Origin of the sequence: Xanthomonas theicola (assembly GCF_014236795.1) — a bacterium.
In the GTDB taxonomy this organism is placed as follows: domain Bacteria; phylum Pseudomonadota; class Gammaproteobacteria; order Xanthomonadales; family Xanthomonadaceae; genus Xanthomonas_A; species Xanthomonas_A theicola.
Window position 1 is genome coordinate 1475714 of sequence record NZ_CP049017.1, and the last position, 24972, is coordinate 1500685.

The window sequence follows — 24972 nt, forward strand, 5'->3', positions numbered from 1 at the left end:
TTGCAAAGAAAGATGCAGCGCCGATGCTTCCGCGAGTCCCGAGTCCCGAGTCCTCAATCCCGGCCCCTCCATGACTTCATACCTTTGCACCGCGCCCGCCCACACGCCTACCATCGGCATTTTGCCATGTTCCGGAGACACCCGATGACCCTGCGCCATGCCTTGCTGCCCCTGTGCCTGCTGACTGCGTTGCCCGCGCTGGCGGCGACCCGCGGTTTCGACGTCCGCGACCTGGTGGCGCTGGACCGGGTGTCCTCGCCGCTGCTGACCCCGGACGGCGGCACCGTCATCTTCGCCAAGCGGCAGATGGACAAGGCCAGCGACAAGGCCAGCACCGGGCTGTGGCTGCGCAACCTGCGCACCCGCGATGCGGCGCCGCCGAAGCGGCTGACCCCGGACGGCTGGAACGTCAATTCGCCGGAGCTGTCGGCCGACGGCCAGACCGTGTACTTCCTCAGCGCCAAGTCCGGCCGCCAGCAGCTGTACGCGCTGCCGCTGGCCGGCGGCGCGCCGCGCCAGCTCACCGATGTCGCGCTGGACATGGACAGCTACCACGTCGCCCCGCAGGGCGACCGCGTCGCCTTCAGCGCCGGTGTGTTCCAGGATTGCGGCTCGGACCTGGGCTGCACGCAGAAGCGCCTGGACGCGAAGAAGAACGCCAAGGCCAGCGGCGTGGTGTTCGACCAGTTGTTCGTGCGCCATTGGGACACCTGGAACGACGGCCGCCGCAACAGCCTGTTCGTGGCGCCGCTGCCTGCCGGCGCGAAGGCTAAGCCGGTGGTCGGCGCCTCGGCGATCAGCGCCACCCTGATTGGCGACATCCCGTCCAAGCCATTCGGCGGCGGCGAGGACTATGCCTGGGCGCCGGACGGGCGCTCGCTGGTGGCCAGCGTGCGCGTGGCCGGGCGCGAGGAGCCGTGGTCGACCAACTTCGACCTGTACCGGCTGGACGCGGCCGGCAAGGCGGCGCCGGTCAACCTGACCGCGGCCAACCCGGCCTGGGACGCCGGCCCGGTGTTCTCCGCCGACGGCAAGACCCTGTACTACCGCGCGATGAAGCGTCCGGGTTTCGAGGCCGACCGCTTCGGCCTGATGGCGATGGACCTGGCCAGCGGCAAGACCCGCGAGATCGCGCCGCAGTGGGACCGCTCGGCCGGCGAGATCGTGCTCTCGGCCGATGGCGCCACCGTGTACACCACCGCCGACGACCTCGGCCAGCATCCGCTGTTCGCGGTGGAGACCGCCAGCGGCAAGGTCCGCACCGTGGTCGATGGCGGCAGCGTCGGGGCGCCGGTGCTGGCCGGCAGCACACTGGCGTTCACCCGCAACAGCCTCAAGAGCGGCAACCAGGTGTTCGTCGCCGACGCCGACGGCCAGCATCCGCGTGCGATCACCGCCAGCACCGGCGAACAGCTGCCGGACGTGGCCTTCGGCGACTACGAGCAGTTCCAGTTCAAGGGCTGGAACGACGAGACCGTGCACGGCTACGTGGTCAAGCCGTGGAACTACCAGGAGGGCAAGACCTACCCGGTGGCGTTCCTGATCCACGGCGGGCCGCAGGGCAGCTTCGGCAACGGCTGGGGTTACCGTTGGAACCCGCAGACCTACGCGGGCCAGGGCTACGCGGTGGTGATGATCGACTTCCACGGGTCCACCGGCTACGGCCAGGCGTTCACCGACGCGATCAGCCGGCACTGGGGCGACCGTCCGCTGGAAGACCTGCAGAAGGGCTGGGCCGCGGCGCAGCAGCGGTACACGTTCCTCGACGGCGACAAGGCCTGCGCGCTCGGCGCCAGCTACGGTGGCTACATGGTGTACTGGATGGCCGGCAACTGGAACCAACCGTGGAAGTGCCTGGTCGACCACGACGGCGTGTTCGACAACCGCATGATGGGTTACGCCACCGAGGAACTGTGGTTCAGCGAGTGGGAGAACGGCGGCACGCCGTGGCAGAACCCGGCCGGCTACGAGACGTTCAACCCGGTGCTGCACGTGGACAAATGGAAGGTGCCGATGCTGGTGATCCACGGCCAGCAGGATTTCCGCATCCCGGTGGAGCAGGGCCTGGCCGCGTTCAGCGCGCTGCAGCGCAAGGGCATCGCCTCCAAGTTCCTGTACTTCCCGGACGAGAACCACTGGGTGCTGAAGCCGCAGAACAGCATCCTCTGGCACGACACGGTCAATGGCTGGCTGAAGCAGCATATCGGGCAGTAGGAAAGCCGGGACTCGGGACTCGGGACTCGGGACTCGGGACTCGGGACTCGGGACTCGGGACTCGGGACTCGGGACTCGGGACTCGGGACTCGGGACGGGTCTCACGGATGAGTGAGACACTCCATCCGCTGTGTCGATCGACTGCGTGGCGCCCGCGTTCGCGCCATCCGGCTTTGCTTTCACGAGTCCCGAGTCCCCCGTCCCGAGTCCCGGCTTCCCAATGATCCACAACGACATCGTCATCTTCGGCCTGATCGCCGCCACGCTCGGGGCGGTGTTCTGGACCGCGGCGCGGCCGCGCGGGTTCTGGAAACGCTTCTACGGCGTGGTACCGGCGCTGCTGCTGTGCTACCTGATTCCCGGCATCTACAACACCGTCGGCCTGATCGACGGGCAGCACAACCGCCTGTACGACCCGGTCGCGCGCGACGTGCTGCTGCCGGCGGCGCTGGTGCTGCTGACGCTCACCATTGACCTGAAAGGCATCCTGCACCTGGGCCCCAAGCTGGTGGCGATGTACCTGGGCGCCTCCTTCAGCATCATGCTCGGCGCGGTGGTCGCGTTCCAGCTGATGCAGTGGTTGCACCCGGCCACCGTGGCCGGCGATACCTGGGCCGGCATGGCCGCACTGGCCGGCAGCTGGATCGGCGGCGGCGCCAACATGCTGGCGATGCGCGAGGTGTTCGACGTCGATGCCACCACCTTTGGCCAGTTCGCGGTGGTCGATGTCGGCGTCGGCTACGTGTGGATGGCGTTGCTGATCTTCCTCGCCCCGCGCGCGGCGGCGATCGATGCGCACAGCGGCGCCGACACCCGCGGCATCGACGACCTGAAGCAGCGCATCGCACAGTTCCAGGCCCAACACGAACGCGTGGCCAGCCTGACCGACCTGATGCTGATCGTCGGCATCGCGTTCGGCGCGGTCGGCCTGGCGCATGCGATCGCGGCGCCGACCGCGGCATGGTTCGACGCCAACGTCGGCTGGGCCAGGCAGTTCAGCCTCGGCTCGCCGTTCGTGTGGGTGGTGGTGCTGTCCACCGCGATCGGCCTGCTCCTGAGTTTCACCCGCGCACGCACGCTGGAAGGCGCGGGTGCCTCGCGCATCGGCGCGCTGCTGCTGTATTTCCTGATCGCCTGCATCGGCATGCAGATGGACCTGCTGGCGCTGTTCAACCGGCCGTGGATCTTCCTGCTCGGGCTGATCTGGCTGTGCGTGCACATCCTGCTGTTGCTGGCGTTGGGCAAGCTGCTGCGGGTGCCGTTCTTCTATTTCGCGATCGGCTCGCAGAGCAACGTCGGCGGCCCGGCCTCGGCGCCGGTGGTGGCGGCCGCGTTCCATCCGGCGCTGGCGCCGGTCGGCGTGTTGCTGGGCACGATGGGCTATGCCACCGGCACCTATCTGGCGTACCTGGTCGGGATCACCTTGCGCGCAATGGCGGGTGCGGGCTGAGCAAAGGCTCGGCGATGTGTCTGAAGAAAAAATGTGGGAGTCAACTGTCATGCAAAAGCGAGCGTAGGAGGCGCGTACGTCGCTCGATCGCGTGCGATGGCCTTGAGCCAGCGCAGGTATTTGTGCATGCACGCGACGATGGCGACCTTGGCGGGCTTGCCTGCGGCGGTGAGGCGGGCGTAGGTGTGGGATAGCGGGGAGCCGGCGCGGATCCAGGCCCAGGTGGCCATGGACAACACCTGGCGCACGTCGGCGCGCCCGCCCTGGATGCGGTGTTGGCCGCGCCAGCGGCCGCTGGCGCGATTGAACGGGGCCAGCCCGACCAGGGCTGGCGATCTTGCGCGGATGCATGGTGCCCAGCTCCGGAAGCCGGGCCGCCAGGGTGGCGCGCAGGATCGGGCCAAGCCCGGGCAGTTTGGGCAGGCGAGAACACGCCGCCCCCGCCTGTGCGATCTGTCGGAACACGTCACGGAGACGCTGCTGCAGCAGCGCGATCCCCTCGACCCACTGGCCGCGCACGGCCTGGCAGGTGACCTGCGCCAGGCAGCGGCGCTGCGCATCGCGCTGGGCGAGCAGGGTGCGGCGCAGGTGAAGCCGTTCGCGCCGCGCCTGCAACGGCGCAGGGAACACGGCGGTGGGCGGGGCGTGGATGCACTGGGCCGCCACGGCCAGCAAGCGCGCTCCAGGGCATCGGTCTTGGTCTTCAGGCTCAACGCATGCGCCAGCGCCCGGGGGCGCTGGGCAGGCAGCCGGACCGCGGGCAGGCCGACCTGCGCCAGCGCCTGCAGCACGGCCTGTTCGCCGCCGCCGCTGGCTTCCAGCACGATCGGCTGGCATTCCATCGGTGCCAGGCGTTCGACCAGCAAGGCATGCTCCTCGGGCGTAGTGGCCTGGATCCAGGCCAGGACGTCCGGCAAGACATGCGTGACGCGTTCGGCCTTGGCGACATCGATCCCGACAAAACGTGGCATGGACGTGGACGTTCTCCGCAGTAGACTCAGGGGCCAGAGATCTCCTGCCGATGCCCATGCTTGTCGGTTCGAACTCGCAGCTCAGGCAACGGTTCGGGCTTGTAGGGCAGGAGAAACGCAGTGCGGCGGTCCTGACTCCCACTCGTGCTCGCTTGGCACTGCGGCTTAACGGCCTGCCGCACTCCGCTCTCACCTCAACGATAGACCCGTATAAGACACAAGCGACTCCGGGTGGCCTCGGGCCATCAGTCGCTCCCACAGGAGGCTCCCTGGCCTCGATGAAGCAGAATAGGGATCGACGCGAATGGCGCCGGCGGGCCTTGCCTGCACCAATACCCGATGTGCCTACTGCTGCAACGCGCCCCGACGCTGCGGCTCTTCCTGCTGCGGCGCGTGCGCCTGCAAATTCTGCTGCTGCAACTGGCCAACGTTGGCCTGCGCCGGTTCGCTGGCCGCCGCCGCGGTCTGCACTTGGCTGCGCAAATGCGCGGGATCGTCGGCGTTGCCCTGCACCGCGAACAGGCGCTCGCCGTCGCGGCTGGGCAGCAACTGGTCGATGCGCTGCAGACCATCGTGGCTGGCCTGCGCGGCGACGCTGGCGGCGGTGTTGAGGAAGGCGCCGTCGTCGTGCAGGCCGAGCCGCTCGCGCTGCCCGTCCAGCTGCACCACCGCATCATTGAACAGGCGACTGCCGGTCGGCATCATGCGTTCCTGGGTCTGCAATTCCAGCTCCTGCGCCTTGATCACCGAATCGATGCCGTGCAAGTCCAGCCGATGCTTGAGCATCATCCCCGGCGCCAGGCGCTGGCCGAACGACAGCGGGTCCGGGTCCGGCAGCTGGATCTGGTGGCCGGCGGCGTCGGGCATCGCCCACTTCAGCGGGATGCTGTCTTCCTGCAGGTGGGTCAGCAGTTCGTTCTTGACGTGGTAGCCGCGGATCAGGCCGTCGGCGGCATAGGCCTTGGCCGCCGATGCGTCCAGACCTTCGCGTTCCAGGGTGCGGTCGTTGACCCCGGCGGCGTTGTAGGTGACCGCCGGCACGTCGTTGACCATCGCCGAGGCCGTGGCCAGGCCGCCGCCGAGCGAATGCCCGGAGACCATCAGCTCTTCGCCGAAAGCCTGCTTGGCCTGGCTGCCGAGCTGGATCGCCGCGGCGTACTGGGTGTCGGCAACGCCCAGGCCCTGGCCGATGTTGTGCTTCCAGTCCTTGCCTTCGTCGGCGCCGCACAGTGCCAGCACCACGTTGCCCTGGCCGTTGCGGTAGAACGCCGCGTCGAAGCCGCTCTTGGCATCGTGCAGCATGCCCGGGTCGATGCCGACGCGCTGCACCGCGCCATCGTCCAGGCGGGTCCAGCCGCCGGGCAGCGGCGCGAAGCTTTCCGCGCCGCCGGCGCGGCGCTGGGCTGCGGTGATGTAGAGGTCCTGCAGCAGGCTTGGAAGTTGCGTGTCCACCGCCTGCGGCTGCTGGCCGCGAATGGCGTCGGCGAAGGGGACGGATGCGGCGGTGTCGGAGAGATCGTTCCGGCTCATGCGCGGCTCCTTAAGCGTGTGCTGCGAACGCCCGCCTCAGCGGGCCGCTTCCAGGGGGATGTCGTGTACGCTCAACCACTCGCGCACCGCAGCGCGGGTCTGCTGCGCGGTGCTGTTGAGCAGGCGCTCGGGTGTGTTGAAGAAATACGCCTGGAACGTCTTCTGCTGCGCGTTGCGCAGGCTCGGATCGACCCCGGCCTGCAGCAGTTTCAGCACCCATGGGTTGCCGGCGCTGCTCTGCGCGGCCAGGTGCAGCAGCGAGTTGCCGCTGGCATCGACCCGGCGCGGATCGGCGCCGGCCTGCAGCAGCAACTGGATCTGCTCGTCGCGCTTGCTCTGCACCGCGCGGAACAGCGGCGTCCAGTTGCCGCGCGCGCCGACCGGATCCGCCGGCGCGCCGTGCTGCAGCAAAGTCTTCAGGTATTGCGGGTCCTTCGCCATCGCTGCCATGTGCACGACGGTTTCCTGGTCCATGCCCGGTTCGGCCGGGTTCGCGCCGGCATCCAGCAGTGCGCCGAGCGCGCGCGGCTGTTCGTTCCAGATTGCATATTCGAGCAGGGTGACGTTCTGGTCGCCGCGGGCGGACAAGTCCACGCCCGGCGCGAGCGCGGCGATACGGGCCGCATCGCCGCGCGCCACGGCGGCGGCGATGTCGGCGAGGTGGGGGTCGCGGAACGCGACCGAATGATTCTGCAGCGTGGCTGACATGGCAGATTGCTCCTTGGCGCCGGACGGGGCGGCGCATGAGACCGAGAAGAACATCGAGGTCGCAAGCGCGATCAGGACGGACAACTGCTTGCGCATGGATAGCTCCTTGTTTCTGTTCGCTTTCCTGTTGCCGGTGGCGACGATCCTTGCCACAACCTGGCCGATGCTAGCAGCTGCCCGGCGGCGTTTCGCTAAGGTTTTGTGACCGTGTAAGAACTTATCCGTAAATTGTATCGACCCGGACCGGTGCCTTGCGGAACGCGATAATGGCCGCGGCGAGCGGGACTCGGGACCGGGGACCGGGGACCCGGAAAAGCGGGGGAGCCGTTGGTCCGGGTCGTGCGGGTCCTTGATGGGCAGGCGCTATCATCGGCGCGCGCGGCGATCTGGCGCATGCCCGGCCCGATCGCCGGAGACTGCCGTGAACCCGATCCGCCCGTTCCTTGACAAGACGCCGCAGCTGGGCGCACGCGTCTACGTGGACCCGGCCTGCACCGTCATCGGCGACGTGGTCCTGATGGTTGAGAGCGACGACGCTGCGCTCGAGCTTCTCGTACCGAACGAGCAGCTTGCCGGAGCGGTTGAACCCGCCATGGCAGACCTCGCCCCCCGCCGTCGGGCCTTTTTCTTCGGGTCACCCCGCTTGTCATCGGCCGCTTTGCGGCGATCGAGGACATGGGGAATGTCGCCGTGGCGCTCGATGGTGCGCAGATGCGGCACGCCGCGGTCGCCCGCGTCGGCGCACGGATGCTTGTTTGGCCGATGCGGCCGATCCTTGCGCCTGACGGCGATGGCGCCGAGGACGCCATCAAGCGCCTTGCCGTCATGAACGTTGGCCCCGCTCACCACGAGCGACAACCCGACGCCACGCCCGGCCACCCGCAGCTGTCGCTTGCTGCCCGTTTTTCCCCCGATCCATCCGATTCGGGCCGACGGTTTCTTGAGCCAATGGCGCCTTCATCATCGCGCCGTCGACGCCCTGCCAGCGCCAGGCAATGCCCGCCATCTGGTCGTACTCGGCCAGCCCTTTCCACAACGCGTCGAAGAAGCCCGCCGCCGCCCACTCCAGGAAGCGTTGGTGGATGGCACTTGCGCTAGCCAAGCGCTCCTTGGGCAGCGCCTTCCACTGGCCGCCGGTGCGCAGCCCATGGACGACGGCCTCCAACACCTGCCGCGCCGCTTCGGTGGTCGGCCCGCTCCTGGCTTGCGACCAGATACCCGGTGCGCCGCCAAGCGCAGCGGCATCAGCGGCTCAACCCGTTCCCAGACGTCATCGGCCACGACCCACGATTCGACGCGCTTAGCCATGGTCCCGATCCGCCGCCGCGTTCTCTGCGGTTCGGATCAGAAGTTTAACAATTCGGATAAGTTCTAAGTCACAGCCAGGATGCCCGATCGCGTGCACAGGATGTTGCGGATTCGGCGAAGCTGGCGGTGTCGCCGGTGGTGGGCTACATCAAGGGCAAGCGCGCGATCCATCTGGCAGGGGGGTATGCCGAGCGTAAACGGAACGTCGTGGGTCGGCACTTCTGGGCCAGAGGCTACTTTGTATCGACGGTAGGTCGGGATGAAGCGGAGGTCCGGGAGGACGTGCGCAATCAGGAGAAGGAGGATGACCGGCTCGATCAGTTGCAGTTGCTGCGATAAGCCAGTCACCTTCAGGTGGCGCCATTCAAGGGAGGCGCGTTAGCGCCCCCGCCAGCCGCTTTGAGCGGCTCACATTACGAATGCCCTCGGCTTTGCCGGGGGATTGTTACCAGCCTTCACTGCCGACGAGTGTTGGCACTATTTCAAGGCTGCAGGATATGAACCGGAATAAGTCGAATCTGCTCTAGATTGGCTCGCATGGCGACCGCATCCGCATCCCGCATCGAGACCTTGCTGCGCGACCTGTCGCTGTTGCCGCACCCGGAAGGCGGGCGCTATGCGCGCGTGCACCTCCGCGCTGCAGGTATGCCACGAGGGCATCACGCGCCCGGCCTGCACCGCGTCCGCTTCCTGCTGGCGCGCGGGGAGAGCAGCGATTGGCACCGGATCGACGCCGACGTGACCTGGCAGTGGGAGGAGGGCGGTGCGCTCGAATTGCTGAGCTTTGATCCGCAGCATGGCCTGCAGCGTTACCGCATGGATGCCAGCGAACGCGGCGGCGTGCCCGCGGTGGTCACCTGTCAGGCGGCGCGGCCGCTGGACGACGGCAGCCTGGTACGCTGCGTGGTGGCGCCTGGCTTCTTTCTGTGGGGATGCTTCGAGCTGTTGTCCGCCGCCGATCCATTGGCCGCCTACCTGCCCAGTCTGGTGGTCTGAACCGGTCCACGCTGTGCCGCCGCCCGGCGCCGGCCCCAACCCCGGAGTGTGGTGCGATGCTTTTGGCGAATGTGTGCGGAGCCAGCGTGCGCTGGGCCAGTGGCGGGAGACGGTCGAGCAACTGGCGCGGAACCGCTCCAGCTTCGCGACGTTGTCGATGCAGCGCCTGCAGGAGGCGGCCGGGCCGCTGGATCGACTGCGCGCCCGCGGCTACGAGGTGATCGCAGCCTGACCGGCACGGCGTTCGCTGGCGACGCGGTGGGCGAGGCCGGGCGCGCGAACGGTATGGTTGCGGCGCGGCGCGCGCTCCCGCTGCAGGGTTCAAGATGGCGGCGCGCACGCTACGCCCAGACGGCCTGCGACCGCTGCAGCAAGCGCGCCAGGCGATGCCAGCGGCCCGCGCCGCGGCCGCCGCGCGTGGCCCGGGCCATACCTCGCGAGCCCGGCCGACGGTCCGCCGATCGCGTTGTCCGGCGTGCTTCAGCCCACAGCGGTGCGCGGCGCGCCGGCCGCCAGTTGCGGCCAGCGCGTCAGGATCGCAGCGCGGATGCCGGCGGCGTCGATGCCGGCTTCGGCCAGCAACTGCTCGCGGCTGGCGTGGTGCTGGAACGCGTCCGGCAGACCCAGGTGCAGCACCGGGCGCAGCATGCCTTCAGCATTGAGCAACTCGGCCACGCCGGAGCCGGCGCCGCCGGTCACCACGTTGTCCTCGATGGTCACGAAGCCGTCGTGGCTGCGGGCCAGATCGAGCAGCAGCGTGCGATCCAGCGGCTTGACGAAGCGCATGTTGACCACGCTCAGACCGAACTCGCGGCCGACCTGCTCGGCCGCCGCCAGCGTCGAGCCGAACGCCAGCAGCGCCAGCGTGGCGCCCTTGACGCGCAGCTGCGCCTTTCCGATCGGCAGCGTGTCCAACGCAGCGCCGGGGGGCACGCCGGGACCGGTGCCGCGCGGGTAGCGCACCGCGGCCGGGCCGGCATATTGCAACCCGGTACTGAGCATCTGCCGGCATTCGGCCTCGTCGGACGGCGCCATCACCACCAGATGCGGTACGCAGCGCAGGAAACTCATGTCCAGGTTGCCGGCATGGGTGGCGCCGTCCGGACCGACCACGCCGCTGCGGTCGATCGCCAACAGCACGTCGAGCTGCTGCACCGCCACGTCGTGGACCACCTGATCGTAGCCGCGCTGCAGGAAAGTCGAATAGATCGCAACGACGGGTTTCGCGCCCTGGGTGGCCATGCCCGCGGCCAGCGTCACCGCGTGCTGCTCGGCGATGGCCACGTCGAAGTAGCGCTGCGGGTACTCCCTGCTGAAGCGCACCAGGCCCGAGCCCTCGCGCATCGCCGGAGTGATCGCCAGCAGCTTCGGCTCGGCGGCGGCCATGTCGCAGATCCAGTCGCCGAATACGTCGGTGTAGGTCGGTGCCTTGGCCCCTGGCTTGGACACCAGGCCCTCGCTGGGGTCGAACGGGCCGACCGCGTGGTAGCCGATCTGGTCGCCTTCGGCCAGTTGGTAGCCCTTGCCCTTGGTGGTGATGACGTGCAACAGCTGCGGGCCCTTCAGCGTCTGCACCGTCTTCAGCGCGCCGATCAGCGCCGGCAGGTCGTGGCCGTCGATCGGGCCGGTGTAGTGGAAGCCCATTTCCTCGAACAGCGTGGACGGCACGAACATGCCCTTCCAGTGCTCTTCCCAGCGGCGGACGAAGCGCGCGGTCGGATTGCGCTTCTTGTCGCCGAGGATCTTCTTGCCACTCTCGCGGATCGCATGGAGGGTCTTGCTGCCGCTCATCCGTCCGAGCATCTTGGTGACCCCGCCGACCGCCTCGGAGATCGACATGCGGTTGTCGTTGAGGATCACCAGCAGGTTCGGCTCCGGGTCCATGCCGCCCGCATGGTTCAAGGCCTCGTAGGCCATGCCGGCGGTCATCGCGCCGTCGCCGATCACCGCCACCACCTTGCGCGGGTCGCCGGCGCGCTGCAACGCGATGGCCATGCCCAGCGCCGCGGAGATCGAGGTGGAGGAATGGCCGACGCCGAAGGCGTCGTACTCGCTTTCCTCGCGCTTGGGGAAGGGGGCCACGCCACCGGCCTGCTTGACCGAGTGGATCTGGTCGCGGCGTCCGGTGAGGATCTTGTGCGGATAGGTCTGGTGGCCGACATCCCACACCAACTGATCGGCCGGCGTGTCGTACAGGTAGTGCAGCGCCATGGTGAGCTCGATGACGCCCAGGCCGGCGCCGAAATGGCCGCCGCTCTTGCCGACGCACTCGATCAGGTAGGCGCGCAGTTCCTCGGCGATCGCCGGCAACTCCGACTCCTGGCAGCGGCGCAGTTCGGCAGGGATCTGAATGCGCGAGAGGCGCGGATAGCGAGTGGCGTCGATCATGGGGATTAGGGTCCAGCGGATTGATCATTTTCCTCCCCATTCCAGGCACGGGCAAGCAACCCGTTCATCTGCGGATGCCGCAGGTCGCGGCGGAGGCCGGGTGCGGTAATCGGTCGCAGTGCGCGGCGCTGCGCCGGTTCAGAGCGAAAGCTTGGAGCGCTTGGGCAACTGCGCCTTCAGGAACAACATCTGGTCGGCGAGGATGTTGCGGTTGGACAGGATCAGGTGTTCGATCCAACTCGGCCGATAGGGCACCGCCAGCAGCGGCATCGCCGCCTGCTGCGGGGTGCGGCTGCCCTTGCGCGAGTTGCAATGGAAGCACGCGGTGACCACGTTTTCCCAGGTGTCGCGGCCGCCCTTGGACACCGGCAGCACGTGGTCGCGGGTCAGTTGCGGGCGGCTGAACTGCTGGCCGCAGTACAAGCACAGCTGCGCGTCGCGGGCGAACAGCGCGATATTGGTCAGCGTCGGCGTTGGGTCGAGCGCGCGCGAGCGGGCGTGGCCGCGCGCGGCGATGATTGGATGCAGGCGCAGCACGCTGCGCTCGCCACTGGCACGCGACATCCCGCCATGGATGTGCATGCACGGCTCGCCCAGCGTCCAGGCCACCGCATCACGCGCGTACAGGCAGGCGGCAGCCTGCCAGTTGATCCAGTCCAGCACCCGGCCGTGCGCATCCAGCGACAGCAGTCGTACCGAGGGCAGGTGGGCGGGGGGCGGCGGAAAAAGCGGGTCGCCGGCCGCAGCGGCGAAGGCTCCGGTATCGATCAGACCAAGCGTTGTTGTGTCCGTCTCCATCGGGAAAACAGCTTATACCCGATTGTTGACGATTTGTGTATCGCGGCGGGACGGAACCGGGCGACCGGCGCAGCGCAGGGCGCCGGCGCGCTCAGAACCTGTTCACGATCTTTTGAGTAGTTGAGTAGTAGTGTCAGGCATGCCAGGTGGATGAACTGCAAGCTGGTGTTGAGCTTACGCTCGCAGTTCTTCCATAGCCTTCGGTTCTTTTCCAGCCACGCAAAGCTGCGTTCGACGCTCCAGCGCTTGGGCATGACCTTGAAGGTGTGCAGTTCGCTGCGTTTGGCGATCTGCACCGTGACTTGCTTGCCCAGGATCTCTCGTACGCCTTCGGCGAACGGTTCTGCGGTATAGCCGCTATCGCACAACAGGCTTTGCACGTGTCCCAGGTTCGGCTTGCAACGATCCAGGGATTGGAGCGCGCCTTTGCGGTCGGTCACTTCCGCCGTCGTCACCGCGACCGCATGCGGCAGGCCTTGGGTATCGACGGCGATGCGACGCTTGATCCCCGAGACCTTCTTGCCCGCGTCATAACCCTTCTGGCCGGCCGTGTCCGTGTTCTTCACGCTCTGTGCGTCCACGATCAAGAACGTGCTGCAAGCGTTGCGCCCCTGTCTCTGCCGGGCCGCGCCACCCTGATTTTTTGAGCGCCCGCTCCAGCAGGCTCACTCCTTCATCGTCTGGTTCGCTCCACTTGGCAAAGTAGCAGTGCACGGTGCGCCACTTCGGGAAGTCGCTGGGCAGCGCTGGCCACTGACAGCCGGTGCGCAGCAGGTACAGCACCGCGCACCACACGTCGTACAGATCCACGGTCCGTGGCTTGGTACGCTTGCGCGCCTGCTCCAGAATGGGGCGGATCTGCTCGAACCGCTCCCGGCTCATGGCACTCGGATAGGTCTTTGTGCGCATCCGCAGAGTTTGCACTACCCGGGAAAGATCGTGAACAGGCTCTCAGAAGTGCGCATCGGCCATCGCCATCAGCGGTTCGGCGCCGGCCTCGATCGCCGCGGCGTGGGTCAGCGTACGTGGCAGGAGCTTGGCGTAGTAGAAGCGTGCGGTCTCGCGCTTGGACTGCTTGAACGCGTCGCTCCGCGCGGAGGCGTCGGCGGCGGCGACGCTGCGCGCCCACCAGTAGGCCAGTACCACGTAGCCGGAATAGAACACGTAGTCGTAGCTCGCCGCGCCGAGTTCGTCGGCATTGCCGGCGGCGCGCTGCAGGATGTGGTTGGTCAGCGCCGACCATTGGCCGGCCTTCTCGCGCAGCGGGCCGATGAACTCGGCCAGCGCCGCGGCGTCGGCATGCGCCGCGCAGAACGCTTCGACCTGGGCCAGGAACAGCGTCAGCCCCGCGCCCTGGCTCGACGCGGTCTTGCGCCCGATCAGGTCCAGCGCCTGGATCCCGGTGGTGCCCTCGTACAGCGTGGTGATGCGCGCATCGCGCGCCAGCTGCTCCATGCCGTGCTCGTGGATGTAGCCGTGGCCGCCGAAGCACTGCAGCGCATGGTAGGTGTTCTCCACCCCCCATTCGGTCTGACAGGCCTTGGCGATCGGGGTCAGGAAGCTCACCAGCACGTCGGCCTGTTCGCGCTCGGCCGGATTCTGCGCGTGGTGGGCGACGTCGATCAGGGTCGCGGCGTGCAGCGCCAGCAGGCGGCTGCCTTCGGTCAGCGCCTTCACCGTCAACAGCATGCGGCGCACGTCCGGATGCACCAGGATCGGGTCGGCCGGCTTGTCCGGCAGCTTGGCACCGGTCAGCGAGCGCGACTGCAGGCGCTCGCGCGCATAGCGCAGGGCGTTCTGGTAGGCGCGCTCGGACAGGCCGATGCCTTGCAGGCCGACGCCCAGCCGCGCCGTGTTCATCATCGTAAACATGGCCTGCAGGCCCTTGTGCGCTTGGCCGACCAGATAGCCTTCGGCGCCGTCGAAATTCATCACGCAGGTGGCCGAACCGTGGATGCCCATCTTGTGTTCCAGCGAGCCGCAGCGCACCGCGTTGCGCGCGCCGACGCTGCCGTCGCGCGCGACCTTGAACTTGGGCACCACCAGCAGCGAGATGCCCTTGGCGCCGGCCGGCGCGTCCGGCAGCCGCGCCAGCACCAGATGCACGATGTTGTCGGTGAAGTCGTGCTCGCCGGCGGTGATGAAGATCTTGGTGCCGCTGACGGACCAACTGCCGTCGGCATTGGCCTCGGCGCGGGTCTTGAGCAGGCCCAGGTCGGTGCCGCAGTGCGGCTCGGTCAGGCACATGGTGCCGGTCCAGCGGCCGTCGACCAGCGGCTTCAGGAACACCTCCTGCTGCCACGCCTCGCCGTGCCGTTTCAGCGCCTCGACCGCACCGTGCGACAGCAGCGGGAAATTGCCCCAGGCCAGATTGGCCGCGTTGACCATCTCGTTGAGCGGCACGCCCAGCGTGTGCGGCAGGCCCTGGCCGCCGAATTCGACCGCGGCGGTCAGCCCGGTCCAGCCGCCTTCGGCGAACTGCCGGTAGGCCTCGCGGAAGCCGGGCGCGGTGGCGACCGCGCCGGTGGCCGCGTCCAGCGTGCAGCCGTGTTCGTCGCCGACCCGGTTCAGCGGCGCCAGCACCGTGTCGGTGAAGCGCGCGGCTTCCTCCAACACCGCGTCGACCACGTCGGCGGTGGCCTCGGCATAGCCCAGGCGGGCGAACAGCGCCTCCACTTGCAGCACGTCGTGCAGCGCGAAGCGCAGGTCGGTCAGCGGGGCTTGGTAGGTGCTCATGCGGTTGCTCGAACAGAGGCCGCGGCGCGGCCGAGGTGCGCAGGATACTACGGCGTATGGATGTGGGGCGGGGATTGGGGATTCGCAAAAGCCAATGCCCGGCCCTGCGGGTAATGCTCTGTCCTTTGCGCAGAACCGTCGTTGCCAATCCCTAAACCAACCTGAGAGTTCCCCCGGCTCTGCCGGGGAGGCAGTAGAAGTTTGACGTATCCGGGAGTCCATCCCGGAGACTCCGCAACGTGAGCGGCCAAGCACACGAGACGGAGGAACCGAGATGGATGAGTTTGAGAGCTTAAGTCACACCAGGTGGGAGTGTCTGTACCACGTTGTGTTCATACCGAAGTGTCGCCGTAAGACACTGTATGTGGGTCTGAGGAAGCATCTAGGAGAGGTGTTCCGGCGATTGGCCGAGCAGAAGGAGAGCCGGGTCGAGGAGGGCCATCTGATGCCAGATCACGTCCATATGCTGTTGAAGATTCCGCCGAAGTAGGCGGTGTCGCAGGTGGTGGGCTATATCAAGGGCAAGAGCGCCATCCACCTAGCGCGGGTGTATGTGGAGCGGAAGCGGAACTTTGTAGGGCAGAGCTTCTGGGCGCGAGGTTACTTCGTTACGAGGGTAGGTCGGGATGAAGGGTTGATCGGGGCATACATCCAGAACCAAGAGGCGGAAGATCGGCGCTTGGACCAATTGCAGTTGCTGAGGTAGTCGGCCACCTTCAGGTGGCCCTAACAAGGGAGGCGCGTAGCGCTCCCGCAGCCGCTTTGAGCGGCTCACATCTCTAAAGCCCCCGGCTTTGCCGGGGGATATTTACTCCCGAAGCGCTTCACAACGGCCGTAGGCCGGTCATCACGGCTCCCCCCGTACCGTTACCGTGGCGGTCATGCCGGCGGCCAGGACCGTGTCCTTGGGCACGCTGGCCGGGTCGATGCGCACCCGCACCGGCACTCGCTGCGCCAGGCGGATCCAGTTGAAGGTCGGGCTGACGTCGGCGAGCAGGGAGGTGCCGGTCGGGTTGTCGCTGTCGGCGATGCCGCGGGCGATGCCTTCGACCCGGCCGCGCAGCAGCACCCCACCGCTCATCAGGCGGATGTCGACACGGTCGCCCACGTGCACCTGCGGCAGCTTGGTCTCCTCGAAGTAGCCGTAGATCCACATCGCGTCGTCGCGCACCAGCGCCAGCCGCGCGTTGCCGGCTTGGGCGTAGTCGCCGACGCGCACGTCCAGGTTGGTGGCGTAGCCGTCGGCAGTGGCGCGGACCTGGGTGCGCTGCAGGTCCAGCTGCGCCAGGTCGACCGCGGCCTGGGCCTGCGCCACCGCCGCCAGCGCCTGCATCTGCGCGGCGCTGGCCTGGCCGCGCACGGCGGCGGTACGGTGCACGTCGGCCTGTGCCGAGCGCGCGGTGGCCTCGGCATCGGAGCGGGCCTCGGCCGAGATCACCGCGGCGGCGCGGGCGCGCCGTTCCGCCTGCGCGCGGCGCATCTGGAATTCGGCCTCGCTCGCCGCCTGGCTGGCGGCCGCTGCGGAAATGCTGGCGCCGGCCGAGCGCGCCTGCGCCTGCGCCGCAGCCAGGTCGGCGTGGGCCTGCGCCAGCGCCAGTTCGAAGCGCCGGCGGTCGACGCTGAACAACACCTCGCCGCGCTTGACGTGCTGGTTGTCGGCCACCGCGACCGCATCGACCAGGCCGGACACGTCCGGGGCGATGCGCACCACCTCGGCGCGCACGCGGCCGTCGCGGGTCCACGGCGACAGCATGTAGTGCCGCCACAGCGCGTGCGCGAGCAGGGCGGCGGCCAGTACGATCAGTGCGGTCAGGGCGAAACGGATCAGGGCGGGCGTCTTCATGGTGGAGCTCACGGCAAAAGGAGCAGGCCGCACGCGGCGAAGGTGCCGACGTACAGGGCCAGGCGGAACAGGGGCGGGTGCCAGGCGTAGCGGTACAGACCTGCGCGGCCGGCGAGCGCGTCCGCCGCCGAGGCGACGCACAGCAGCAACACCGCCAGCACCAGTAGGCCGGGCACGTATACGCCGGCGATCGAGATTTCAGCGGGCAGCGGCATCGGCGGCTCCTGGCAAGGGGGGGGAGGGCGCGCTCGCGGCGGCGAGCGCGGCGAGCACGGAGTCGGCATCGAGCAAGGCGCCGAGCAGCAGTTGCAGGTGCTCGCGGGTCGGTTTCCAGCGTAGCGGCACCGCCTCGTCGTCGAGACGGCACGCGGCCAGCGCCTGGTCGATCCGCTCCAGCGCCGCGCGGTGGTGCGCGGAGGACGGCGTCAGGTACAGCCTGGCCAATGCCTGCACCGCGGCGTCGACCTTGGCCGCCAGTGCGTCCGGCAGCTCGCCGTCGGCGGCGTCGCGGCGCAGTTCGATCAGGGTGCGCCCGGTTTCGTGCACCGACAGCGCCCAGCCGAGCAGCTCGCGCAGTTCATCGTCGCCGGGCGGGGTGTGCGCGACGATCTGTTGAAACAGGTCGCGGTTGACGCTTTCCAGGCGCAGCTGCAGCCCGGGCAGCGGCGCGCGCGCGGCAAGCGTGGTCTGCCGCCGCAATTGTTCCAGCAGACGCCGGCGATGCCAGCGGGTGCCGATCACCGGCGGCACCAGCACGAACGCCACGCCCACCGCCAGCGTGCCCAGCAGCAGCGGCACCACGCTGTTGAAGGTGGCGATAGCGTTGAAGCTCGGCGTCGGCTGCACCGCCAGGATCGAGACGAAGGCGAGATTGGTGCCGGTGGCGAGACCGAACAACGCGGGCTTGGAGGCCAGGTACAGGGTTAGCAGCAGGAACGGCGCAGTACCGGCGACGAACAGGGCGTAGCCGTCCATCTGCGGCAGCACCAGCAACTGGCAGACTGTTCCCAGCGCGGCGCCGAACGCGAAGCCCTTGAACAGCGAGCGTGCCGCCGCCGGCGCGTTGGCGCTGGACGACAGGATCGCGCTCAGCGCCACGGCCTGGAACACCGCGGTGGCGCCGCTGATCCAGCCGGCGTGGATCCACAGCCAGCACATCGCCGCCACCAGCAGCGCGCTGCGCAGCCCGGTCACCACCGCCGCCGCGTAGTCGTTGCCGCGCAGGAACACCGCGCTATCGCCGGTCGCCCGCGGCGTGCGCCATTGCTGCGGGGCGAGCAGCGTGGCCTCGGTGGCGACATAGTCGTGCAATTCGCCGAAGAAGCGCCGCAACAGCGATACGCCGGTGTCGAAATCCTCGTGGCGTGCGCCCGGCAGGACGTCGCGCAGCGCCGCCGCGCGGGACGCCAGCACGTCGCGGCACGCGGCCAGCCGACGCGCGGTCTCGGCGGTGCGTTCGCGGCCGCCGCGTTCGCTCAGCGCCACCTGCAGCGGCCGGTACAGGCCGATCAGCGCGTCGGCGACGTCGCCCTCGGCCCGGCTTAGCAGGCGGTTGATGTAGTGGTGCAGCGACTGGAAGCTGGTGGACACGGCCATGAAGCGCTGGTTGAGCAGGCGCAGGCGGCCGCTGCGCGCGCGCGCCTCCGGGTCCTCGAACACCACTGAACTGCGCAGGTCCTCGATGTTCACCGCGTCGCGGACGAAGCGCAGGTACGCCTGTTCGATCGCCGCACGCGGCAACTGGCCGCCGGTGGCGTCGTGGACGAAGTCCAGGAAGCCGTCGTAGGCACGGCGCACGGTGTTGCGCAGGGTCAGGCGCAGGCGACTGGGGAACACCACGTCGCTGATGATGCCGGTCACCAACAGCCCCAGCACCACTTCGGTGACGCGCGCAGTCACCAGCGCGAACACGTTTTCGGGCTGGTTCACCGCCGGCAATGCGATCAGCGCCACCGTGTAGCCGGACAGCACGAACGCATACGCCTTGAAGTTGCGGTACAACAGCGCGCCGCCGGTGCACAAGCCGATCCAGAGCGCCAGCAGCAGCACGAACAGCACCGGTTCCTGCGGGAGCAGCGCGACCATCGCCAGCGCGGCGACGCTGCCGATCAACGTGCCCAGCACACGGTAGAAGCCCTTCGCGAACACCATGCCGGTCTGCCGGTGCATCACCACCACGACGGTGATCATCGCGGTCATCGGCGAGGACAGGTCCAGGCGCAGCGCGATCCAGCCGGCGACGTAGATCGACAGCAGCGTGCGCAACACGAACAGCCAGGCCTGGCCTTCGCCGTGCAATGCCTCGGCCAGCAGCGTGCGCAGGCCCTGCCGCGGTGCCGCGGCGGGCGCGTTGGCGGCGACGTCGACGCCTGGCGCGCTCATGTCTCGCCTTCCACGCTGCGCAGCAATTTCTTCAGCAACGCTTCGAGCTGCGCCAGTTCCGCCTGGTCCAGGTGCCGCGCATAGCCGCCGAGCTGCGCGGACACCGTCGGCATGAACGCCTCGATCAGGCGTTCGCCCTCGGTGGTCAGGCGCAGCAGCATGCGCCGGTCTTCGGCGCTGGGTGCGCGCCGGATCAGGCCCTTGTCGACTAGATGGCTGGTCAGGCGGGTGATATTGGCCGATTTCTCGCTGGCCGCGTCGCTCAGCTGCGACGGATTCAAGGTCGCGTCGGGGCTGGCGTCGATCATCATCAGCACGTTGTATTCGGAGTAGTTCAGGCCGTAGGCGCGCAGCATGTCGTTGCCCTGGTCCAGGATCAGCTTGTGCAACAGCTTGATCAGGCGCACGACCGTCGCCGCATCGCGCGGGAAGCCCGGATGCCTGTGGCCGGTCACGTCCAGGCGCTGTTCGGTGGCATCGAAGCGGCTTATGGCTGGCGGGTCATTTTATACATATACATATATTACATATGTGTAGTAATTGGGTAATAACGGTAGTTAAATGACCCCCGGCAAAGCCGGGGGCTTACCTCACTGAGTTAAATGCAGGCGGCAAGACGTCATGCCTGATGCCGAATGGCCCCTGGCCCCTGGCCAGGATGCGGGAACGAAAAACCGCGGCGGCCGCATACCGCCAAGCTATGGGCGCGGCAGAGCAGCCGTACCGTCAGGACGCTCGCCCGCTGGGCCGCTGTTGCGCGCGGCGCGGCGCGTCGTTGATCGGGTGTGGGCATCTCTAATGTCCACATTCCTCACTTGCCGGCCACGCGCGCAAGGGCGGCGCGATCCACTCGGGAACGAATGACCCGCTTCAGCGCAACACGCCGTCCAGGCCAGGTGCCGGGGTGAGCAGGTTGCGCGTGTCGATTTCGAAATGGCGCTGCTTCTTGTTGTCTTCCGGCGTCGCATCGATGCTGCCCTTGAGCGTGTACTCAAGACTGCGGTGCCCGGCCAGCGCATCGGCCACGGCGATGCGGGCGGCCGAACTCGGACGCAGCGCGACACTCACCACATCTGCCGCTTCCGGTCCGATCGAGATCCCAGGCGCGAGCTGCAAGACACCGGCGGCCTCGCCGCCCGCGTCCAGGTCCAGGCGCACGCCCTCGTAGCGCATCGGGATACTGCTGTAGTTCTGCAGGCGCAGGTCCACCTTCCAACTGCCGTCCATGTTCACGGTGAGTTGCTGCACCCTGGCGGCGGGGTCGGACACGCGCCGCACCATGCCGTCGCCGCAGGCGGCCAGCAGCGCAGTGCAGAACACGAGCAAGCCGAAGCGAAGCCGCTGACGCATGATCGGATTCCAGAACGGGAAGATCGGCGAAGAATACTACGGCGCCATCGGGCCGAGCTTGGTCAGCTCCAGCCAAAGCCCCCAAGCCCCAGACTAAGAACCTGCCCGTAAATAGTGAACTATTGCTCTGAGCCGCCCAGCACGCGGCGAGGCAGTGAAAGCATGGCAACAGGTAAACGCGTGGACGCGTGGGTGGTAACGGATGACCTCTGGGCTCGGGCCGAACCGTTGATTCCCGTACGCGAGCGCCCAGCGACGACGGAGTACCGGCGCCGAGCTGGCGCTGGGCGACCGCCCAAGCCAGCTCGGCTGGTGTTTGAAGCGGTGGTATATATCCTGCGCACCGGATGCCAGGGGTGCGCGCTGGACGACGAGACCGCCTGGCGCGCCGCCAACCCCGCTCTGGGCCTCTTCCGCAGCCGCGATGACTTGACCAAGCAGATGCGCCAGGCCGGGCGTGCGCTGGCGCGACGGTATCCAGCCCAGCGACCGCATCGTCGTGCGCGGCGAGCACTGGGACAACAGTGAGCATCCAGAACATCGCCTACCGCAACCGGGAGCTGCTGATCTACCTCAAGCGCAACCCGATCGCCAACACATGACCCCGCGCGCGGATGGACAGTGCGGGCCGCGTGCGGGCGTCGAATACCGGCTGCCGCCAGTCCATGCCGAACTGGCGGAAAACATCGGCACCGCCCCGCGTCTGGGGCGCCGCTGGACAGGGAGACCCTGGCCCGGCACCGGCCCCGGCCCCGCCCGGGCGATCCTGGCGGGGACTGTTCTTTCGGGGGGAGGGGGGGCTCTGCATATCTCAATGCCAACGAGAAGAGAAGGCATTCTGCGTAACGGGCACTATACGGGCACAAATGCCAGACCATAAAAAAAATAAGGGCCCGCATCTCCGCAAGCCCTTGATTTATATGGTGGCCGAGGACGGAATCGAACCGCCGACACGGGGATTTTCAATCCCCTGCTCTACCAACTGAGCTACTCGGCCACTGCGCAACACGGCAGGACCGGTGCGGGGACGCGCATCATAGCGATGCCATCGGGATTGGGCAAGGCTTGCCGGGCGGCAGTGGCCTGCGGCGGCGAAGAAACACGAGCTGCGCGAAGCGCCGCGCTGCAGTTGGGCGGGCTGCGTAGTCTGGGTGTCGGCAACAGTGCAGGCAACGCCTGGAACCGCGCCTTGAGGCGCATACATGGCGCGCCCCGGGCCGGCTTGCGGCTGGCGACGCAACCCGCTGCTGAGAAGCCGCAGACCAAGGGGCCGGGGGGGGGGGGGGGGGGGGGGACTGCGGCTTGGCCTTAGATGTTCCTGATTCCCCACCAGTCGCATCCCTTGATCCAGGCGTCTGCAAAGCTGCATCTGTCTGATCCACAACAGGCCGGGGCCATGGGGAGGAAAAAGCACCTGATCCGGTTCCAGGCCGGCCTGAGTCTGCCGGCGTTTCTGGAGCGCTACGGCCAGCAGGCGCCATGCCGACAGGCATTGTTCGCGCAACGATGGCCCCAGGGGTTGGTCTGCCCTGCCTGCGGGCATCGCCGTCATGGCCACCGGCATGGCCGCGATGTGTTCCAGCGCCATCGCGGCAAGCACCCGACTTCGCTCCCCCCTGGCACGGTACTGGCCGAGGCCAAACTGCCGCTGCGGACCTGGTTCTTGGCCATGTCCCTGGGCGTCCAGGTTGCCCCACTCGATGAAGGGATGCCGTTCCGACAGTGCCGACAGTTCCGGGGCATATCCGCTCGGCGCCTCCCCATTGGCCAGGATCACCACCTGGTGCTTGGCCCGGGTCAGAGCAACGTAGAGCAAGCGGCGCTTTTGTTCGTTCTCGTTTGCGAGCTTGGGCAAGACGAGGTCCAGCAACGGCTCCGGTGAGCGTTCGTCCGGGAAGCCCCGAAACCCCGAATCCAATCCTACCAACACGACAACATCGGCCTCCAGGCGTCAGGGCAATCGCGAAGCGGTTGGTGGTCGACGAGATCGGCTACCTGGCGTTCGGGCGCGAGGAAGCGAACCTGTTCTTCAACGTGGTCGCCAAGCGCGAGGAGCGCGGATCGATGGTGCCGACGAGCAATCTGCCGTTCACGCAATGGGCAGGCGCCTTGGCCGACGACCAGACGCTCACGGCGGCCATGCTCGACCGGCTGCTGCATCACGCGCACATCGTGCAGATCACGGGCGAGAGCGACAGGCTCAAGGGCAAACGCAAGGCCGGCCAGGCGGCCAGACGGACTGGGCCGGTGGACTGAGACGCCGTGCAGCTGGCTCGCTCGAATCCTGTCTTCGTACGAATACATGAACTACCTCCGGGTAGTCCAACTTTTTGTCCGCATTCCCCGTTTCTCATCGATTCGCCGGCAACGGAACCGTGCAGGAGTGGCTTCAGGCGCGACCGGGCCTTACTGGTATTGCTGAAGCCCGGTCGCGCCTGAAGCTCCTACAAAATTCGCGGCGACCGGGCGGAGGTGTGTCGAGCAGCCACAGTGGATCACGCGGTGCAGCGAGGTCGCGATGGGGCGCCGCAGGCGCAGACGGCAGCGACCGCGCAGGCCGGTTCAGTCGTCGTCGGGCAGCACCGTGTAGCCAGGCGCCTGGGCCGGCGCACCGGCGGCGGCGATGGCCGCCCCGTTCAGGCCCATGTCCCAGGCCAGCCCTGCCCAGACCGGGTCGGCGATGCGGCTCCCCGGCGCCGCGTGCCCGCGCGCGGCGAGCATCCGCCGCAGTTCGTCCTGCGCCGCGGCTTCCAGCTGCCGCAGCGCGCGGCCCGGCTGGCGCCGCGCGGCGATCGCGGCGACGGCGTCCCCCATGCCGGGTGCGCCATCGAGCGCCGCGGTCAGGTCGTCGCAAGGCATGGCCGCGACTCGGGGCGCAGACGGGTGCAAAGGCATCGTCGCGTGGAAAGGCATCGGCTCGGCCGGGGGTAGGGCAGGCGTGACAAGCCCCGGCCGGGACCGGGGACTGGCGCGGTAGGGAGCACGGCGTGCATCCGGACAGTGGGGGATGGATCAGAACAGTTCGACGGTGCCGGCACCCATGCTCTGCTGCGCCACCGGCTTGTGCGGCGGACGCTCCCACTCCACGCGCATCTCGCGCAGGCGGCTGCCGACGCGCTGCAGGGCCTCGACCAGCTCGCTGTCGAACACGCCGCCATTGCGATGCAGCAGTTCCTGCAGCGCCACCGCCTCGCGGTTGATCGCGGTCAGGCGGTCCAGGTGGGTGTGCACCCCGCCCAGGGCCTGGGTGGCGATGTCCTCGAACTGCAGGGCGCGCACCGCTTCGGCGACGCTGCTGTCGATGGCACGGCCGCATTCGGAGATCTCGCGCATGCCGTCGCCCAGCGAATTGTTGATCGCCGCCACGTTGTCCAGCATCGATGCGGCCTCGGCGCGCGCCTCGCGGGAGCGGTCCATGTCGCGCGAAGCCATGTGCGAGACCGTCTCGCGGACCTTGGCGATGGCGTCCTTGGAACTATGCGCCAGCTTGCGGATCTGCTCGTTGAAGGTGGTCGAGCGCTCGGACAGGTTGCGCACCTCGTCGGCGACCACCGCGAAGCCGCGGCCCGCCTCGCCGGCACGCGCCGCTTCGATCGCCGCGTTCAGCGCCAGCAGATTGGTCTGGTCGGCGATCGACTTGACGTCCTCCAGCAGCGCGAAGATGCCGTCCAGGTGCTGGGACATGTCGTCGATGTAGTGCACCGTGGCGCTGCTCTGGCCGCTGACCTGCTCCAGCGCCTCGACCAGTTGCTCCATGCGTTGGCTGGCATGCTGGGCGAAGCGCGCCACGTCCACCCCGGCACCGCCGTCGTCGCCGGCGCGGTCCACGATCCGGGCCAGCGCCACGCTCTGCTGCCGCGACTTGCGGTTCATCGCCTCGAAGCTGCCGCCCAAGCCGCTGACCGCCTGGCGGATCAGCTCGCGGGCGCGTTCGATCTCGCTGCGCGAGCCGTCGATCTCGTTGCCGACGAAGTTGCGCAGCTCGGACAGCAGCTGATCCTGCTCGCGCATGATCTTGGACTGCTCCGGCGAGCGCCGGCTCTGGCTGTATGCCGTCCAGGCGGCGAAGCCCAGCCAACTCAACGTCATCGTGGTGAGGATGGCCCAACGGACCGGAGCCGGCCAGTCGAAACCGGCAGCGATGGGGAACAGCAGCGTCAGGGCGAGCGGGGCGGCCAGACGGATCAGGAGGCGTGAGTACATGGACGTTCTCGGCAGATTCACGATTGCTGTATCGGCCGTCCCCCCTCGGTCTTTAGGCGCAGCTTGGCCCGATCGCGGCCATGCGGGCCAGACCC

General features: G+C 68.1%; 20 protein-coding genes, 1 tRNA gene and 8 pseudogenes. 12 read left to right on the forward strand and 17 right to left on the reverse strand.

Translation table 11 applies throughout. The features are described from left to right. Positions 1-144: 144 nt before the first annotated feature. Entirely contained in the window at positions 145-2214 is a 2070-nt protein-coding gene (locus G4Q83_RS06695) for an alpha/beta hydrolase family protein (protein ID WP_128421248.1), read from the forward strand. Positions 2215-2434: 220 nt separating this feature from the next. Beyond that, complete coding sequence (locus tag G4Q83_RS06700) at positions 2435-3664, forward strand: DUF819 family protein (RefSeq protein ID WP_128421249.1); 1230 nt, start codon at positions 2435-2437, stop codon at positions 3662-3664. Between the two features lie 47 nt (positions 3665-3711). Here the strand turns inward: G4Q83_RS06700 and G4Q83_RS23100 are convergent, their stop codons facing one another. Beyond that, positions 3712-3894 carry a hypothetical protein gene (locus tag G4Q83_RS23100; RefSeq protein ID WP_246432306.1) on the reverse strand — a complete coding sequence of 61 codons (183 nt, stop codon included), beginning with the start codon at positions 3892-3894 and terminating at the stop codon, positions 3712-3714. A 9-nt stretch (positions 3895-3903) separates the two neighbouring features. Further along, positions 3904-4224 (reverse strand): annotated as a pseudogene (locus G4Q83_RS24510) (hypothetical protein); the annotation flags it as partial. 156 nt (positions 4225-4380) lie between these two features. Here G4Q83_RS24510 and G4Q83_RS23105 point away from each other — a divergent pair. After that, entirely contained in the window at positions 4381-4659 is a 279-nt protein-coding gene (locus tag G4Q83_RS23105; protein ID WP_158255058.1) for a hypothetical protein, read from the forward strand. 321 nt (positions 4660-4980) lie between these two features. Here G4Q83_RS23105 and G4Q83_RS06710 read toward each other — a convergent pair whose 3' ends face one another. Together G4Q83_RS06710 and G4Q83_RS06715 are read right to left on the reverse strand one after the other, a co-directional pair. Continuing rightward, positions 4981-6165: a Tle-like phospholipase domain-containing protein gene (locus G4Q83_RS06710; RefSeq protein WP_128421251.1), complete on the reverse strand. Its 1185-nt coding sequence runs from the start codon at positions 6163-6165 to the stop codon at positions 4981-4983. 36 nt (positions 6166-6201) lie between these two features. Then, positions 6202-6969 (reverse strand): ankyrin repeat domain-containing protein, encoded by a 768-nt coding sequence (locus G4Q83_RS06715; protein WP_170069195.1) that lies wholly within the window; start codon positions 6967-6969, stop codon positions 6202-6204. Between G4Q83_RS06715 and G4Q83_RS06720 the strand changes: the two genes are divergently transcribed. Both G4Q83_RS06720 and G4Q83_RS23110 read left to right on the forward strand, forming a co-directional pair. Beyond that, entirely contained in the window at positions 6872-7078 is a 207-nt protein-coding gene (locus tag G4Q83_RS06720) for a hypothetical protein (RefSeq protein WP_185817460.1), read from the forward strand. The genes G4Q83_RS06715 and G4Q83_RS06720 overlap by 98 nt on opposite strands. A 216-nt stretch (positions 7079-7294) precedes the next feature. Next, positions 7295-7390: pseudogene (locus G4Q83_RS23110) on the forward strand (gamma carbonic anhydrase family protein); the annotation flags it as partial. On the opposite strand, the pseudogene G4Q83_RS23115 reads toward G4Q83_RS23110, so the two are convergent. Then, positions 7391-8181: pseudogene (locus G4Q83_RS23115) on the reverse strand (IS5 family transposase); the annotation flags it as partial. 79 nt (positions 8182-8260) lie between these two features. Between G4Q83_RS23115 and G4Q83_RS06735 the strand changes: the two are divergent. The 3 genes and pseudogenes from G4Q83_RS06735 to G4Q83_RS06745 all read left to right on the forward strand — a co-directional run. Further along, positions 8261-8520 (forward strand): annotated as a pseudogene (locus tag G4Q83_RS06735) (transposase); the annotation flags it as partial. A gap of 198 nt (positions 8521-8718) precedes the next feature. After that, positions 8719-9177, forward strand: a complete 459-nt coding sequence (locus tag G4Q83_RS06740; protein WP_128421880.1) for a cupin domain-containing protein — start codon at positions 8719-8721, stop codon at positions 9175-9177. Between the two features lie 73 nt (positions 9178-9250). After that, positions 9251-9409, forward strand: coding sequence for a hypothetical protein (locus G4Q83_RS06745; RefSeq protein ID WP_158255087.1), 159 nt, complete (start codon positions 9251-9253; stop codon positions 9407-9409). A 248-nt stretch (positions 9410-9657) separates the two neighbouring features. Here the strand turns inward: G4Q83_RS06745 and dxs are convergent, their stop codons facing one another. The 4 genes and pseudogenes from dxs to G4Q83_RS06765 all read right to left on the reverse strand — a co-directional run bounded on the left by dxs (position 9658) and on the right by G4Q83_RS06765 (position 15099). Next, complete coding sequence (gene dxs / locus G4Q83_RS06750) at positions 9658-11565, reverse strand: 1-deoxy-D-xylulose-5-phosphate synthase (RefSeq protein ID WP_128421881.1); 1908 nt, start codon at positions 11563-11565, stop codon at positions 9658-9660. A 138-nt stretch (positions 11566-11703) separates the two neighbouring features. After that, on the reverse strand, positions 11704-12363 hold the full coding sequence (locus G4Q83_RS06755) for an HNH endonuclease (protein WP_128421882.1): 660 nt from the start codon (positions 12361-12363) through the stop codon (positions 11704-11706). A gap of 122 nt (positions 12364-12485) precedes the next feature. Then, positions 12486-13272, reverse strand: a pseudogene (locus G4Q83_RS06760) (IS5 family transposase); the annotation flags it as partial. Positions 13273-13314: 42 nt separating this feature from the next. Next, positions 13315-15099, reverse strand: coding sequence for an acyl-CoA dehydrogenase C-terminal domain-containing protein (locus tag G4Q83_RS06765; RefSeq protein ID WP_128421951.1), 1785 nt, complete (start codon positions 15097-15099; stop codon positions 13315-13317). A gap of 274 nt (positions 15100-15373) precedes the next feature. Here G4Q83_RS06765 and tnpA point away from each other — a divergent pair. Continuing rightward, positions 15374-15805 (forward strand): annotated as a pseudogene (gene tnpA / locus G4Q83_RS06770) (IS200/IS605 family transposase). A 141-nt stretch (positions 15806-15946) separates the two neighbouring features. Here the strand turns inward: tnpA and G4Q83_RS06775 are convergent. The 5 genes from G4Q83_RS06775 to G4Q83_RS06795 form a co-directional block, all read right to left on the reverse strand. Beyond that, on the reverse strand, positions 15947-16942 hold the full coding sequence (locus G4Q83_RS06775; RefSeq protein ID WP_128421809.1) for an HlyD family secretion protein: 996 nt from the start codon (positions 16940-16942) through the stop codon (positions 15947-15949). An 8-nt stretch (positions 16943-16950) separates the two neighbouring features. Beyond that, positions 16951-17157, reverse strand: a complete 207-nt coding sequence (locus tag G4Q83_RS06780) for a DUF1656 domain-containing protein (RefSeq protein ID WP_128421810.1) — start codon at positions 17155-17157, stop codon at positions 16951-16953. After that, positions 17141-19324, reverse strand: coding sequence for an FUSC family protein (locus G4Q83_RS06785; RefSeq protein ID WP_128421811.1), 2184 nt, complete (start codon positions 19322-19324; stop codon positions 17141-17143). The genes G4Q83_RS06780 and G4Q83_RS06785 overlap by 17 nt, the downstream gene beginning before the upstream one ends. Beyond that, the gene (locus G4Q83_RS06790) at positions 19321-19779 is read right to left on the reverse strand and encodes a MarR family winged helix-turn-helix transcriptional regulator (RefSeq protein ID WP_343068442.1); all 459 of its coding nucleotides are present in this window, start codon (positions 19777-19779) and stop codon (positions 19321-19323) included. The genes G4Q83_RS06785 and G4Q83_RS06790 overlap by 4 nt, the downstream gene beginning before the upstream one ends. Positions 19780-20194: 415 nt before the next feature. Continuing rightward, on the reverse strand, positions 20195-20674 hold the full coding sequence (locus tag G4Q83_RS06795; RefSeq protein WP_128421813.1) for an LEA/WHy family protein: 480 nt from the start codon (positions 20672-20674) through the stop codon (positions 20195-20197). A 162-nt stretch (positions 20675-20836) separates the two neighbouring features. Between G4Q83_RS06795 and G4Q83_RS23120 the strand changes: the two are divergent. Continuing rightward, positions 20837-21049, forward strand: a pseudogene (locus G4Q83_RS23120) (transposase); the annotation flags it as partial. Between the two features lie 546 nt (positions 21050-21595). Here the strand turns inward: G4Q83_RS23120 and G4Q83_RS06805 are convergent. After that, positions 21596-21671: transfer RNA gene (locus tag G4Q83_RS06805), tRNA-Phe, on the reverse strand. A 315-nt stretch (positions 21672-21986) separates the two neighbouring features. Between G4Q83_RS06805 and G4Q83_RS06810 the strand changes: the two genes are divergently transcribed. Together G4Q83_RS06810 and G4Q83_RS06815 are read left to right on the forward strand one after the other, a co-directional pair. Beyond that, entirely contained in the window at positions 21987-22556 is a 570-nt protein-coding gene (locus G4Q83_RS06810) for a transposase (protein WP_185817360.1), read from the forward strand. Between the two features lie 89 nt (positions 22557-22645). Continuing rightward, positions 22646-22930, forward strand: a pseudogene (locus G4Q83_RS06815) (ATP-binding protein); the annotation flags it as partial. A 306-nt stretch (positions 22931-23236) separates the two neighbouring features. Here G4Q83_RS06815 and G4Q83_RS06820 read toward each other — a convergent pair. Together G4Q83_RS06820 and G4Q83_RS06825 are read right to left on the reverse strand one after the other, a co-directional pair. Then, entirely contained in the window at positions 23237-23533 is a 297-nt protein-coding gene (locus G4Q83_RS06820) for a hypothetical protein (protein ID WP_128418537.1), read from the reverse strand. 153 nt (positions 23534-23686) lie between these two features. Further along, positions 23687-24877, reverse strand: coding sequence for a methyl-accepting chemotaxis protein (locus G4Q83_RS06825; RefSeq protein WP_128418536.1), 1191 nt, complete (start codon positions 24875-24877; stop codon positions 23687-23689). Positions 24878-24972 lie beyond the last annotated feature (95 nt).